General features: G+C 62.0%; 13 protein-coding genes. 5 read left to right on the top strand and 8 right to left on the bottom strand.

Annotated elements, in window-relative coordinates:
• The first annotated feature begins 18 nt into the window (after nt 1-18).
• The gene (locus BM321_RS24015; protein WP_092445190.1) at nt 19-963 is read left to right on the top strand and encodes an alpha/beta hydrolase; all 945 of its coding nucleotides are present in this window, start codon (nt 19-21) and stop codon (nt 961-963) included.
• Between the two features lie 40 nt (nt 964-1,003).
• Nucleotides 1,004-1,474 (top strand): MaoC family dehydratase, encoded by a 471-nt coding sequence (locus BM321_RS24020; protein WP_060738857.1) that lies wholly within the window; start codon nt 1,004-1,006, stop codon nt 1,472-1,474.
• A 108-nt stretch (nt 1,475-1,582) separates the two neighbouring features.
• Here the strand turns inward: BM321_RS24020 and BM321_RS24025 are convergent, their stop codons facing one another.
• From BM321_RS24025 to BM321_RS24040, 4 genes are all read right to left on the bottom strand, one after another.
• A complete protein-coding gene (locus BM321_RS24025; RefSeq protein ID WP_092203894.1) occupies nt 1,583-2,446 on the bottom strand; it encodes an efflux RND transporter periplasmic adaptor subunit in 864 nt (287 codons plus the stop codon).
• A gap of 9 nt (nt 2,447-2,455) precedes the next feature.
• The gene (locus tag BM321_RS24030; protein ID WP_003198565.1) at nt 2,456-2,662 is read right to left on the bottom strand and encodes a DUF1656 domain-containing protein; all 207 of its coding nucleotides are present in this window, start codon (nt 2,660-2,662) and stop codon (nt 2,456-2,458) included.
• Nucleotides 2,649-4,649 carry an FUSC family protein gene (locus BM321_RS24035; protein ID WP_092445192.1) on the bottom strand — a complete coding sequence of 667 codons (2,001 nt, stop codon included), beginning with the start codon at nt 4,647-4,649 and terminating at the stop codon, nt 2,649-2,651. Before BM321_RS24035 ends, BM321_RS24030 begins: the two co-directional genes overlap by 14 nt.
• 243 nt (nt 4,650-4,892) lie before the next feature.
• A complete protein-coding gene (locus tag BM321_RS24040; RefSeq protein ID WP_092445194.1) occupies nt 4,893-5,360 on the bottom strand; it encodes a ferritin-like domain-containing protein in 468 nt (155 codons plus the stop codon).
• A 206-nt stretch (nt 5,361-5,566) separates the two neighbouring features.
• Between BM321_RS24040 and BM321_RS24045 the strand changes: the two genes are divergently transcribed.
• Together BM321_RS24045 and BM321_RS24050 are read left to right on the top strand one after the other, a co-directional pair.
• On the top strand, nt 5,567-5,803 hold the full coding sequence (locus BM321_RS24045; RefSeq protein WP_092203902.1) for a DUF3820 family protein: 237 nt from the start codon (nt 5,567-5,569) through the stop codon (nt 5,801-5,803).
• A gap of 12 nt (nt 5,804-5,815) precedes the next feature.
• Nucleotides 5,816-7,003: an aminotransferase class V-fold PLP-dependent enzyme gene (locus tag BM321_RS24050; RefSeq protein WP_092445196.1), complete on the top strand. Its 1,188-nt coding sequence runs from the start codon at nt 5,816-5,818 to the stop codon at nt 7,001-7,003.
• Nucleotides 7,004-7,120: 117 nt separating this feature from the next.
• Here BM321_RS24050 and BM321_RS24055 read toward each other — a convergent pair whose 3' ends face one another.
• Genes BM321_RS24055 through zwf form a run of 3 tightly spaced genes read right to left on the bottom strand, consistent with a single transcriptional unit; the run spans nt 7,121 to nt 9,973 of the window.
• On the bottom strand, nt 7,121-7,786 hold the full coding sequence (locus BM321_RS24055; RefSeq protein ID WP_060738863.1) for a bifunctional 4-hydroxy-2-oxoglutarate aldolase/2-dehydro-3-deoxy-phosphogluconate aldolase: 666 nt from the start codon (nt 7,784-7,786) through the stop codon (nt 7,121-7,123).
• Between the two features lie 17 nt (nt 7,787-7,803).
• Nucleotides 7,804-8,517, bottom strand: a complete 714-nt coding sequence (gene pgl / locus BM321_RS24060; RefSeq protein WP_092445198.1) for a 6-phosphogluconolactonase — start codon at nt 8,515-8,517, stop codon at nt 7,804-7,806.
• Nucleotides 8,504-9,973, bottom strand: coding sequence for a glucose-6-phosphate dehydrogenase (gene zwf, locus BM321_RS24065; protein WP_092203908.1), 1,470 nt, complete (start codon nt 9,971-9,973; stop codon nt 8,504-8,506). Before zwf ends, pgl begins: the two co-directional genes overlap by 14 nt.
• A gap of 196 nt (nt 9,974-10,169) precedes the next feature.
• On the opposite strand from zwf, the gene BM321_RS24070 reads away from it, so the two are divergent.
• Nucleotides 10,170-11,030 (top strand): MurR/RpiR family transcriptional regulator, encoded by an 861-nt coding sequence (locus tag BM321_RS24070; protein WP_170842276.1) that lies wholly within the window; start codon nt 10,170-10,172, stop codon nt 11,028-11,030.
• A gap of 146 nt (nt 11,031-11,176) precedes the next feature.
• Here the strand turns inward: BM321_RS24070 and BM321_RS24075 are convergent, their stop codons facing one another.
• Entirely contained in the window at nt 11,177-12,031 is an 855-nt protein-coding gene (locus tag BM321_RS24075) for a D-hexose-6-phosphate mutarotase (RefSeq protein ID WP_092445201.1), read from the bottom strand.
• Nucleotides 12,032-12,383 lie beyond the last annotated feature (352 nt).

Here is a 12,383-nt window from a genome sequence, read left to right on the forward strand (position 1 = left end):
TCGTGCAAAGGAATCGCCATGATCCACCAAACGTTCTGGCTGACCGCGACCGACCATAGCCGCCTGTTCGTCAACCAGTGGCTGCCCGAAACCGCCCCGCTGGCGGTGATCATGCTGGCCCATGGCATGGCCGAACACAGCGGCCGCTACGCCCGCCTGGCCCAGGCGCTGTGCGACGCAGGCTACGGTGTCTATGGGATGGACCTGCGCGGCCATGGCAAGACCGGCGAGGAAGCGATACTCGGCCACTTTGCCGACGAAGACGGCTGGGCCAAGGTCGTGGGTGATTTGGCCAGCCTCAACCATCACATCGGCCAGCAGCACCCTGATACGCCCATCCTGCTGCTGGGCCACAGCATGGGCAGCTACATCGCCCAGGGATACCTGCTGCATCATAGCGCCAGCCTGCACGGGGCGATTCTCAGCGGTTCGAACTTCCAGCCGGTGGCGCTCTACCGCAGCGCTCGCCTGATCGCCCGCTTCGAACGCTGGCGCCAGGGTGCGACGGGGCGCAGTGCCTTGATCGAGTGGCTGTCGTTCGGCAGTTTCAACAAGAAACTCAAACCGACACGTACCCCCTTCGACTGGCTCAGTCGCGATCCGGGCGAAGTCGACAAGTACGTCCACGACCCGCTGTGCGGCTTTCGCTGCACCAATCAACTGTGGGTCGACCTGCTCGGCGGCTTGCAGCAAATCAGCAAAGCGTCCAATCTCGCCCAGATCGATCCGGGCCTGCCCCTGCTGGTGATCGGTGGCGAATGTGATCCGGTGAGCGAAGGCAAGCGTCTGAAGGATCTGGCCGGCGCCCTGCGCGACGCCGGCAGCCAGCACCTGCAGTTGACGATTTACCCGCAGGCCCGACACGAATTGTTCAATGAAACCAACCGCGATGAAGTGACCGCCGATGTGCTGGCCTGGATTGCCCAGGCCCTGGACCACAAGCGGCCGCCACGCAGCGAGTAGGCTTGCAGCGTTTTCCTTTACTCCACAGGATCTGAAACAGATGACCCAGGTTACCAACACCCCTTACGAGGCCCTCGAAATCGGCCAGACCGCCAGCTACAGCAAGACCGTCGAGGAACGCGACATCCAGCTGTTCGCAGCGATGTCAGGCGATCACAACCCGGTGCACCTGGACGCCGAATTCGCCGCGGCGAGCATGTTCAAGGAGCGCATCGCCCATGGCATGTTCAGCGGTGCGCTGATCAGCGCGGCGGTGGCGTGCGAGCTGCCTGGGCCGGGCACGATCTATATCGGCCAGCAGATGAGCTTTCAGAAACCGGTGAAAATCGGCGACACCCTGACCGTGCGCCTGGAGATCCTGGAAAAGATGCCGAAGTTCCGTGTGCGTATCGCCACGCGCGTGTTCAACCAGCGCGACGAGCTGGTGGTGGACGGCGAAGCCGAAATCCTCGCCCCGCGCAAGCAGCAGACCGTGACCTTGCCGACGTTGCCGGCGATCAGCATTGGCTAACAGCTTCTGCGTGATTTTGTGGGAGCGAGCTTGCTCGCGATGAGGTCGGACAGTCGACCTCGATGGAGAATGTCAGGCCGCCATCGCGAGCAAGCTCGCTCCCACAAGTTATGGCTGGTCTTCGCGCACCTGCACGCTCGCCGTCATCCCGGCGCTCAGGTTCACGCCCTCCGGCACCTTGTCCAACTTGATCCGCACCGGGATCCGCTGGGCCAGGCGCACCCAGTTGAAGGTCGGCTCCACCTCCGCCAGTAACTGCGCATCGGGGTTGGTGTTGCGGTCGGTAATGCCGCGACTGATGCTTTCGACATGCCCCTCCAGCGCATGGCCGGCACTCATCAGCCAGATCTTGACCGGATCGCCCACACGAATCCTGGGCAATTTGGTTTCTTCGAAATAGGCCTGCACATAGAACGTCGAGTCGTCGATCAGCGCCATGACCGGCTGCCCGGCATTCACGTAGTTGCCTTCGGCCAGGCGCAGGTTGGTGATGTGGCCGCTGCGGGGGGCCAGGACCTGGCTGCGGGCGAGGTTGAGCTCGGCGACCTTGGCCTCGGCCTGGGCTTCGCGCAGTTCGCCGCGGGCGATGCCAGCGTTGATCTGGGCGTTTTCCCGCAGTTCGGCACTGATGGCCTGGGGGCCCAGGGCGGCGCGGCGACTGGCTTCGTGTTCGCGCAGGCTCAATTGCTGCTGGCGTGTCTGGACCACGGCCCGGGCCTTCTCGACCGCCGCCTCGAAACGCTCGCGGTCGATGCTCAACAACAGATCACCGGCCTTGACCTGCTGGTTATCCACAGCCTTGAGCTCGCGCACCCAGCCCGACACGTCGGGGGCGATCACCACCACGTCGGCGCGGATCCGCGCATCGCGAGTCCAGGGCGTGAGCATGTAGTACTGCCACAGGTGAAAGCCGGCGAAGATCGCCACGGCCACCATGCACAGCGTGACGGCGACACGTACGGAAGTACGCATGTTCAACTCCTATAGCGGCCCGAGGACCACGGTAATGACAGTCAGGACACAGACATACAGGGCGCAGTCGAACAAGGCTTCATGCCAGATCCAGCGCCCGGCCGGCACCAGGCTGAGCAACAGGCGCAGCGCGCCGGTCACCAGCAACGCCAGCACCACATAAATCAGGAACGGGCTGAGCAACACCCCACCAATCGACCACTCACGCAAGCCCATGGCTGTGCTCCCGTCGTTCAGGTTCGTGCTGGCTGCACCAGGCGCGCCAGCTGTTTTGCAATTGCACCACCGCGCCCTGGGCCAGCTTCAATGCATCGCTGGGCGGCTGGGTCGACAACACGTTCAGCAATTCGGCGCTCGCCGGGGCCAGCGCATCGGCCTGGTCACCGGCCGGACCACGCTCGAGCACCTGCTCCAGCGCTTCGAAATAACGGCGCTGCGCCCGGGTATCGGGCACTTGGGCGACGGCCAGGCTCAGGCGCAAATGCAACAGCTCATCGCCGATGTCCAGGCCAAGCAAACCATCATCCCAACGGCTGCGCGACTGCGCCGGCAGTTCAGGGTAATGCCTGGCGAGCTGCAACAGCCGGTCGGCCATGCGCCCGCCGAACCAACTCTCGGCCCCCGGCAGGCGGCGATGGGTCAGGCGCACCAGATCGTGAAGGGTCGCGGCCAGCAGACGGCGGCTGTGCCAGGCCGGGTTGCGCAAAATCAGCAGATTGAAGGCCAGCACCGCCGCGCCCACGCCGATCATCATGGCCTGGGCGTTGTTGAAGAACGCCGCGACGTCGTATTTCATGGCATTGAGCGGTGAAATCAACACCACGAAATGCAGGCAGAACGACGTCGCCGTGGCGAAGATCTGCGGCTTGGCCATGCCCAATGCCCCGAAAAACAACGGCACGCCCATGGCCATGCACAGCATCGCGAAACTGCTCCATTGTGGTAGCACGAGCTCGCCGATCACGAACGCCGTCGGCACGGCCAAAAAGATGCCCCGCAGAAAACTCATGCCGATCTGCGCGCCGTTCTCGCGACTGGCGAACAGGCTGCACACCACACACGTCAGTACCAGCGCACCCGATGCGGCGGGCCAGGCGGTCGCCAGCCAGAAACAGGCCACCGCCAGGAATGCCAGGGCGCTACGCGCGCCGAAGACCATGGCCAGGGACACGTCGCGATGGGGCGTCAAGGTGCGGGGTGGATCCGCCGCCTCCCTGCCCTCCTGCACCGCCGTCAAGGCTGCGCAGGCGGCCAGGGCGGTATCGAGCAACAAGGCGAACCGCGCCAGGCAGTAACTTTGCGCCGCGCTGATCTGCGGATCGTGGGACGCATCCCATACCCGGGGGCGCAAGGCCTGCAGGGTCGCACTGTCGGCATCGAGGGCTTGCTGCACCTCGTCCATCCACGGCTGGAGTGCCACCGCTTCCTCGGGGTCGAGCTGTTTCCACTGCCGGCGCACCGAGCGCGAGATACGCAGCAGCATCAACAATTTCTGGCTCAAGCCGCTGATGGCCCGGGCTCGCTGTCGACCACGGCGGCCTTCGAACCAGGCATGTTCGCGCTGGGCATCCACCGCGACGATCCTGCCCAGAATTTCCAGCAACCCTTTACGGGCCTGGGCATTGCCCGCCAGGGTCGCACGGGCTGCCTGCATGCCACTCTCCCAGGCAGCCAGGGCCTGACCGGCCAGTTGCCGCTCGACCCGCAACGGCCAGAGCAAGGCACTGGCCGCCGTGGCACAGACGATGCCCAGGCTGATCTCGGTACAGCGCGCCACCGCTTGGTCGAACACCCCCAGTGGATGGGAAATGGCCGGCAGGGCAATGATCGCCACCGTGTAGCCGGCCAATACGAATGAATACGACCAGGCACTGCGCAGCAGCGTCGAACAGGCCGTGCAAAGGCCCAGCCAGAGCGCCAAGGCCAGCAGGAACAACCAGGGCGCCTGGGCAAACAGGCCCATGAACACTACCGACATGACCGTGCCCACCAACGTGCCGACCAATCGCGCCAACCCTTTCTGCACCACCATCCCGGACAATGGCTGGGCGACGATGATCGCCGTCATCAGCGCCCACGACGGCTGCTCCAACCCCCAGCGCAACGCCAGCCATAACGCCAGCCCGGCGCCCAGCACGGTCTTGATGGCGAACTGCACAGCGAGGCGGTCGGGGGCGAACAAGGCCTGGAAAGTAATGGGCACGCGAAAAACTCTTTGGGGGACGCCAATAACAATAGATGCAATGTGGAGGGATAGGCGGCGCAATTATTAGCTAGCTACCTATTAGAGTCCAGAGCTGATTATTGATGGATTCAACAACACACTTTTTCTGATCGAAGCTGAGTGCGCCAACCTGTTTCGCCACAACAATGTCATCTTCAATCCGAGCCCCAAACAAAAAAACGCCAGGCAGGCTGGCGTTTTTTTTGGGCGTTGGCTGCGTGTTTAACTCTGGGCACGCGCCTGGTTACGCAGAGCCTTGACCTGGTCATGGTTGCGTTGCACACCATGGTACTGACGCTCAACCAGGTCACGAATGCCCACCAGGTTGTGCTTGTTGATCTTCTCGATGGCCTCTTTGTAGGCCTTGAGGGCGTGATCTTCACCGCGCTCGGCTTCGTTGAGCACCGCTTCTTCGTCCTTGCCGGTGAACATGGATTTCACGTCCACCCAGCGACGATGCAGGTCACCGGCGACGCTGGTAGACGTTTCCGGATCACCGCCCAACGAACGAACGGCGGTTTGCAGCTCGGCTGCCGCAGTGGCGCAATCGGCGGAGCGCTGGACGAACAGCGTCTTGAGCTCTGGATGCTTGATGTCTTCAGCGCAGGTCTTGAACCCTTCCTGGCCATCCTTGCAGGTCTCGATCAGGTCGTTCAAGACGGAGATGGATTCTTTGTTGATGTCAGTCATTTTTCAGTTCCTTTGCGGGTGAATAAAAAACCTGCAAGGGATATTGCATCAGCCATGCCAGCCATCAAACCATAAAAAACTGCTTAATAATCAATTAGTTAATAAACACACCAGAATCTGTATCCGCGCTATTTGCATGATCTGTCATTTGGCCTGCATGCAGAATGCCTGTATTTTCAAGGCAGGTTTGAATCAAGACGAATGCCATGAATCCGGAAAAGCTCGAGTTGCTCGTCACGCGTCAAATGCCCTTTGGTAAGTACAAGGGCCGAATCCTTGCCGACCTGCCGGGTCAATACCTCAACTGGTTCGCTCGCCAGGGTTTCCCCCACGGTGAACTCGGCGGTTTGCTGGCATTGATGCAGGAAATCGATCATAACGGCTTGTCCGACCTGCTGGACCCGCTGCGCGCCAAACATGGCCTGCCCAAACCTCGCCATTGACTGAGACCCGCCATGCCCGAGAACACGCTGCGCGCCCACGATGAAACCTTCTGGCGAACCTTTGTCGACCGCTACGACATCGATCCCGCCGGGCCACTCAATCTGGAAAACGGCTACTTCGGACGCATGTCCCGCACCGTGGTGGAGGAGTACCAGCGCAACATCGAGTTCATCAACCGCGGCAACTCGGTGTATGTGCGCCAGCAGTTCGACCGGGAACACGGCGAAGCCATTCGGCGCCAGGTGGCCCGGCTGATCCACGCCTCTCCCCAGAGCGTGACGTTGGCCAACAGCGCGGTGGATGCCCTGCAAACCTTGATTCGCAACTACAACGGCCTCAAGCCGGGCGATCAAGTGCTGATCTGTGACGTGGAATATGCCTCGGTCAAAAGCGCCATGCGCTGGCTGGCCCGCCAACGTGGCGCGGAGGTGATCGAAATCGTCCACCAGCACCCCGCCAGTTTCGACAGCCTGGTGAGCACTTACCGCGAAGCGTTCATTCGCTACCCTCGCCTCAAGCTGATGGCGCTGACTTACGTCAACCACCTGACCGGGCTGGTGATGCCGGTCCAGACCATTGCCGAGAACGCCCGGGCGTTTGCCGTCGATATCATCCTCGACGGTGCCCACGCCCTGGGCCAGATCGATTTCGACCTGAAGAAGCTCGGGATCGAATTTGCCGGGTTCAACCTGCAGAAGTGGATCGGCGGCCCGCTCTCCCAGGGTTTCCTGTACATCGCCCCGCAGCGGTTGGCCGACATCGACCCGGACATGGACGAAGACACCTACCCTGCCACCGACATCCGCGCACGCACGCCCCACAGCACGCCCAATATCCCGGCCTTGCTCACCCTGCCCCTGGTCTTCGAAGAACACCGCAGCCTGGGCGGTGCCTTGGCCAAAGGCGCGCGCCTCTGCTACCTGCGCGACCTGTGGGTGAATGCCGTGCGCGATGTGCCGGGCATCGAGGTGATGACCCCGGATGACCGGCGGCTCTATTGCGGCATCACGGCGATGCGCTTCACCAACCAGGCCGACCAACAGACGATGGCCGCTCGACTGCTCGATGAGCATGGGATTTTCACCGTAGTGCGCCATACCCGCGTCGGGCCATGCATCCGCATTACCCCAGGGTTGATTACCCTGGCGAGTGATATCGAGCGGTTGACCCAGGCGCTGATCGACTTGAGCCGGACATAGTTGTGGCGATGTTCAGCCATCGCAGCGCAGCACAATAAAAGCGAGACAAAAAAAAACGGCGCGCCGACCAAGCGCACCGTAAAACCGTAGAACACCCAACGAGGTTCGGTAAAACAATCAGTCCAGCAGCGCCAAGGCCTCGGCGGTGCATTCCTGAATGCGGGCCCAGTCGCCGTTCTTGATCCACTCCGGATCAAGCATCCAGCTTCCGCCCACGCACATCACGTTTTTCAACGCCATGTAGCTCTTGATGTTGGCAGGGCTCACGCCGCCGGTCGGGCAGAATTTCACTTCGCCGAACGGGCCGCCCAAGGCCTTGATGGCCGCGACGCCACCGCTGACTTCGGCCGGGAACAGTTTGAAGCGGCGATAGCCCAGGCTGTAGCCTTCCATGATGCCCGAGGCATTGCTGATGCCCGGCAACAAGGGGATGGAGCTGTAGACGCTGGCTTCGAGCAGGTCACGGGTGATGCCCGGGGTGACGATGAACTGCGAGCCGGCCGCCTCGGCGGCGTCCAGCATGTGGCGATCGAGCACCGTGCCAGCGCCGGTCACCAGTTCCGGACGCTGCTCGCGCAGCACCTGGATGGCCTTGAGGCCGTGCTGGGAACGCAACGTCACTTCCAGCGCCGTCAGGCCACCGGCGGCCAGGGCATCGGCCAGCGGCAGGATATCCTGTTCACGGGCGATGGTGATCACCGGCAGGATCCGCGCCTTGGCGCAGAGGCTGTCGATCAGGGCAACTTTGTCCGCCATGGAAACGGTCGGGGATGGGTTTGTCATAGCGGCTGATCCTTGGTTCATGGGCACCAGTAAATCTCTAACGTAGGTTGCAAAAACGCACGGATCGGCATTTCGGCGACATCGTCACCTGCCACCGCGGCGTTCAGGGTGGTCAATTTCGACTGACCGGAAATCGACAGCACTTTGTGTTGCGCCGAAGCCAGCAAGGCGCGGCTCATGGTCAAGCGCTGGTGCGGCACGGTCGGTGCCAGCATCGGCCAGCAGCGGCGTGCGCCATTGACGTCCAAGGCTTGGGCCAGGTTCGGACTGTCGGGGAACAGCGAAGCGGTGTGCCCGTCATCGCCCATGCCCAATACCAGCACGTCGATGGGCGGCAGCTCGGCCAGCAAACGATCGGCCTGCTCGGCAGCCGCTTCCAGGTGAGCGCTGGCGCTGTAGAGGCTCAGGAACTGGGCCTTGGCCGCCGCGCCTTGCAACAGGTAACGCTTGAGCAAGCCGGCGTTGCTGTCAGCGTGTTCAACCGGCACCCAGCGCTCGTCGGCCAGGCTGACCACCACCTTGGACCAGTCCAGCGGCTGCTTGGCCAAGTGCTGGAAAAACGCCACCGGGCTGCGGCCACCGGACACCACCAGGGTCGCCGTGCCGCGCCCATCGATCGCATTGCGCAACTGCTCGGCCACGTTCAGCGCCAGGCCTTCGGCCAGCAGCACCGGGTTCTTGAATTCACGGGCGCTGACGCCCTGGGGCAGTTTCACTTCAGATATCGCCATACCATGACCTCCCATCCCGCGTGATCAGTGCAATGGAGCTCATCGGCCCCCAGGACCCAGCCGCATACGGCTTGGGCGCATCGCCGGATTTTTTCCACCCGGCAATCAACTGGTCACACCACGTCCACGCGGCTTCGATTTCATCTTTACGGACAAACAGGTTCTGATTGCCGTTCATGACTTCCAGCAACAACCGCTCGTAGGCATCGGGAATCCGTGCGCTGCGGTAAGTGTCGGAGAAGTTGAGTTGCAGCGGACCGCTGCGCAATTGCATGCCCTTGTCCAGGCCCTGCTCCTTGGTCATCACCCGCAAGGAAATCCCTTCGTCCGGTTGCAGGCGGATGATCAGTTTGTTGCTGATCTGCAGACGCTGCTCGGGCGCGAAGATGTAGTGGGACGGTTCCTTGAAGTGGATGACGATCTGCGACAGCTTCTGCGGCATGCGCTTGCCGGTACGCAGGTAAAACGGCACCCCGGCCCAACGCCAGTTGCGGATGTCGGCGCGCAGGGCGACGAACGTCTCGGTGTCGCTCTGGGTGTTGGAATTGGGTTCTTCGAGGTAGCCAGGCACCGACTTGCCCTCGCTGTGGCCGGCGATGTACTGGCCGCGCACCACCTGGGTGGTCAAGCCTTCCGGGCTGATCGGCGCGAGGGCCTTGAGCACCTTGACCTTCTCGTCACGGATGCTGTCGGCGGACAAGTCGGCCGGTGGGTCCATGGCGATCAGGCACAGCAGCTGCAGCAGGTGGTTCTGGATCATGTCCCGCAGTTGGCCGGCCTTGTCGAAATAGCCCCAGCGGCCTTCGATACCGACCTTCTCGGCCACGGTGATTTCCACGTGGGAAATGTAGTTCTGGTTCCACTGGGTTTCGAACAGGCTGTTGGCGAACCGCAGCGCGATCAGGTTCTGCACCGTCTCCTTGCCCAGGTAATGGTCGATGCGATAGGTACGGTTCTCCGGGAAAAACTGCGCCACGGCGTCGTTGACCTTGCGCGACGACTCCAGGTCCGAGCCAATGGGTTTCTCCAGCACCACCCGGGTGTTCTCGCTCAAGCCGACCTTCGCCAGGTTCTCGCAGATCGCCCCATACACCGCCGCCGGGGTGGCGAAATAGGCAATGACCTGCTGGGCCGAACCGGCCGCTTCGGCCAGGGCGACATAATCGTCGGCCTTGAGGAAATCCACGTGCAGGTAGGTCAAACGCGCCAGGAAGCGCTCGAGCACGGCTTCGTCCAGGTCTTTTTCGCCGACATAACGGCGCAGCTCGGCGGCGATGAATGCCAGGTGCTGCTGCTCACCGCCAGGCTCACGGGCCAGCGCGATGATCCGCGTGTCCTCGTGCAACAATTGGGCGCCATCGAGCTGGTACAGGGCAGGAAAGAGCTTGCGCAAGGCCAGATCGCCCAACGCGCCGAACAAGGCAAAGGTGCACGGTTCAACCGTAATCGAAGGCATGATGTTTGTTCTTTTATCAAGTTAAACTACAAATACCTTTTTTCAAGGTATCACTCAAGGAAAAATGTAGTAATAACCACAACATTTTCCGAAAATACCGATTCCGAGTGGTGGTCCGCCGGAGCCATCAGTAGGATAGGCCACCGCAAAGGGTCGTATCAAAGACCCGTCTTCCTAGGAATCTTGTATGGACCGCGTGCGAAACCTACTGGAACAGATCCAGAGTCGCCTTGAAGACCTGAACAAGGCCGAACGCAAGGTGGCCGAGATCATCCTGCTCAACCCGCAGCAGGCGACCCGCTTCAGCATCGCCGCCCTCGCCCAGGCGGCGTCGGTCAGCGAACCGACCGTCAACCGTTTCTGCCGCTCGTTCGGCGTCAGCGGTTACCCGGAACTCAAACTGCAATTGGCCCAGAGCCTGGCCAGCGGCGCCGCTTATGTCAGCCGCGCGGTAGAAGCCGATGACAACCCGGAAGCCTACACCCGCAAGATCTTTGGCAGTGCCATTGCCTCATTGGACAGCGCCTGCCAGGCCCTTGATCCCAATTTGATCAGTCGCGCCGTGGACCTGCTGATCCAGGCCCGGCAGATCCACTTCTTCGGCCTCGGCGCCTCCGCCCCGGTGGCCCTGGATGCCCAGCACAAGTTTTTCCGCTTCAACCTGGCAGTGACCGCCCACGCCGACGTCCTGATGCAGCGCATGATTGCGTCGGTGGCCCATACCGGCGAGCTGTTCGTGATCATTTCCTACACCGGCCGCACCCGCGAGCTGGTGGAAGTGGCGCGCATCGCCCGGGAAAACGGCGCCTCGGTACTGGGCCTGACCGCCGAGGGCTCACCGCTGGCCAAGGCCAGTACCCTGAGCCTGAACATCCCGCTGCCTGAAGACACTGACATCTATATGCCGATGACCTCGCGGATCATCCAACTCACCGTACTGGACGTGCTCGCCACCGGCATGACCCTGCGTCGGGGCGTGGACTTCCAGCCGCATCTGCGCAAGATCAAGGAAAGCCTGAATGCCAGCCGGTATCCGGTGGGGGATGAGTTCAACTGATTCGATCCAGGATCCTCACTGCCTGGTCGTCCGTCATCGCGAGCAAGCTCGCTCCCACAAGGGTTTTGTGAACACCGAAGATCCAGTGTGGGAGCGAGCTTGCTCGCGAAGGGGCCAGCAGCCGCACCTACCACCCTGCCCCTGCATCAAGCCCCCACCCACGCCTGCAAACTCAAATGCGCCCGCTCCCCCGGCGCCAGACACAGGCTATCGGTGCCGCCACTGGCCGCTTCGACACAGACGAATTCGCTGACCTCATCCCAACTCACCCCCAGCAACGGCCGCGTACCGGGATGCCAAACCACGGTGTCGGCACTGTCGCCGGTGTCGATGCGCAATTCGCGCTGCCAGGCGTGATCCTTGAGCTGCAATTCACCCTCATGCTGGAACACCCGCTGGCAACCGCCCTCGACCCGCAACTCGCCTTCCTGCTGGCAAGCCGCACGGCTCAACTGGTCGTAACCCTGGGCGCCTTCGAGCCCAGACAGCGCTACCTCACCGACGTCACCAATACGCCAATAGGCGTGCAAGGCCTGGCTCAACTGGCACGGTTGGCTGTCTTGGTGCTCGGTGCTCAAGCGCAGTTCCATGCGCTCACCCAGGTCGGCGTGCAGGTCCACTTGCCAGTCGCACAATTGCAGTTGCCAGTGCAGATGCACACCGTCTTCATCACTGTGGCTGTCGAGCAGCTTCCAATCGATCAACCGCGCCCAACCGTGGGACGGCCAGGCGTTTTCGCTGGGATGGCGGCCATACCACGGCCAGCACACCGGCACTCCACCGCGGATCGCACCGACGTGCGGCCATTTGGCCGCGCACCACAACCAGGGCTTCTGGCCTCGCGGCTGAAAGTGCAGCAACTGCGCGCCCTGGCGACTGAACACCGCCTGGCACAACGGATGATCGATCACCAACACATCGCGTTGCCGATAGCGCTCCCACGCGAACACCGGGCGTTCGCGCAAGGATCTGAAAAAGCGTTGTAGCGGATGCTCATGCATGGGCCGCGGTCCTGGAGATCATTGAATACTCAACTAAGTACGTACGACACTATTTTTGTGGCGAGGGAGATCCCGCCGCGTCTTCGACGCTGCGCTGTCGCGCAGCAAACAGGGATCCCTCTACAGTTGAAGAACGCGCGCGGGGCAAAGGCCGTAACCAGCACTGGTGTGACAGCACCCGAGAGGGAGAGTGGCCTGCACGGTATCGGCGTGGAGTCGTTGATGGCACGGCCAGGCCGTGACCTCGTATAAGAGAGTGAATCCTTTCGCCACCGTGTACCCCGCGCGCGTCATTCAATCCTGCGAGGAATTGTCATGGCGCGCAAGAACCAAAAGCGTTTTGAGATTATCC

The organism is Pseudomonas sp. NFIX10 (assembly GCF_900111955.1).
Taxonomy (GTDB): domain Bacteria; phylum Pseudomonadota; class Gammaproteobacteria; order Pseudomonadales; family Pseudomonadaceae; genus Aquipseudomonas; species Aquipseudomonas fluorescens_AA.

Bases quoted from the DNA above. Each gene is read 5' to 3' on its own strand.
- zwf (WP_092203908.1), bottom strand. From the start codon at position 9,973: ATGCCTTCGATTACGGTTGAACCGTGCACCTTTGCCTTGTTCGGCGCG.
- BM321_RS24030 (WP_003198565.1), bottom strand. From the start codon at position 2,662: ATGGGCTTGCGTGAGTGGTCGATTGGTGGGGTGTTGCTCAGCCCGTTC.
- BM321_RS24015 (WP_092445190.1), top strand. From the start codon at position 19: ATGATCCACCAAACGTTCTGGCTGACCGCGACCGACCATAGCCGCCTG.
- BM321_RS24055 (WP_060738863.1), bottom strand. From the start codon at position 7,786: ATGACAAACCCATCCCCGACCGTTTCCATGGCGGACAAAGTTGCCCTG.
- pgl (WP_092445198.1), bottom strand. From the start codon at position 8,517: ATGGCGATATCTGAAGTGAAACTGCCCCAGGGCGTCAGCGCCCGTGAA.
- BM321_RS24040 (WP_092445194.1), bottom strand. From the start codon at position 5,360: ATGACTGACATCAACAAAGAATCCATCTCCGTCTTGAACGACCTGATC.
- BM321_RS24050 (WP_092445196.1), top strand. From the start codon at position 5,816: ATGCCCGAGAACACGCTGCGCGCCCACGATGAAACCTTCTGGCGAACC.
- BM321_RS24025 (WP_092203894.1), bottom strand. From the start codon at position 2,446: ATGCGTACTTCCGTACGTGTCGCCGTCACGCTGTGCATGGTGGCCGTG.
- BM321_RS24075 (WP_092445201.1), bottom strand. From the start codon at position 12,031: ATGCATGAGCATCCGCTACAACGCTTTTTCAGATCCTTGCGCGAACGC.
- BM321_RS24020 (WP_060738857.1), top strand. From the start codon at position 1,004: ATGACCCAGGTTACCAACACCCCTTACGAGGCCCTCGAAATCGGCCAG.
- BM321_RS24045 (WP_092203902.1), top strand. From the start codon at position 5,567: ATGAATCCGGAAAAGCTCGAGTTGCTCGTCACGCGTCAAATGCCCTTT.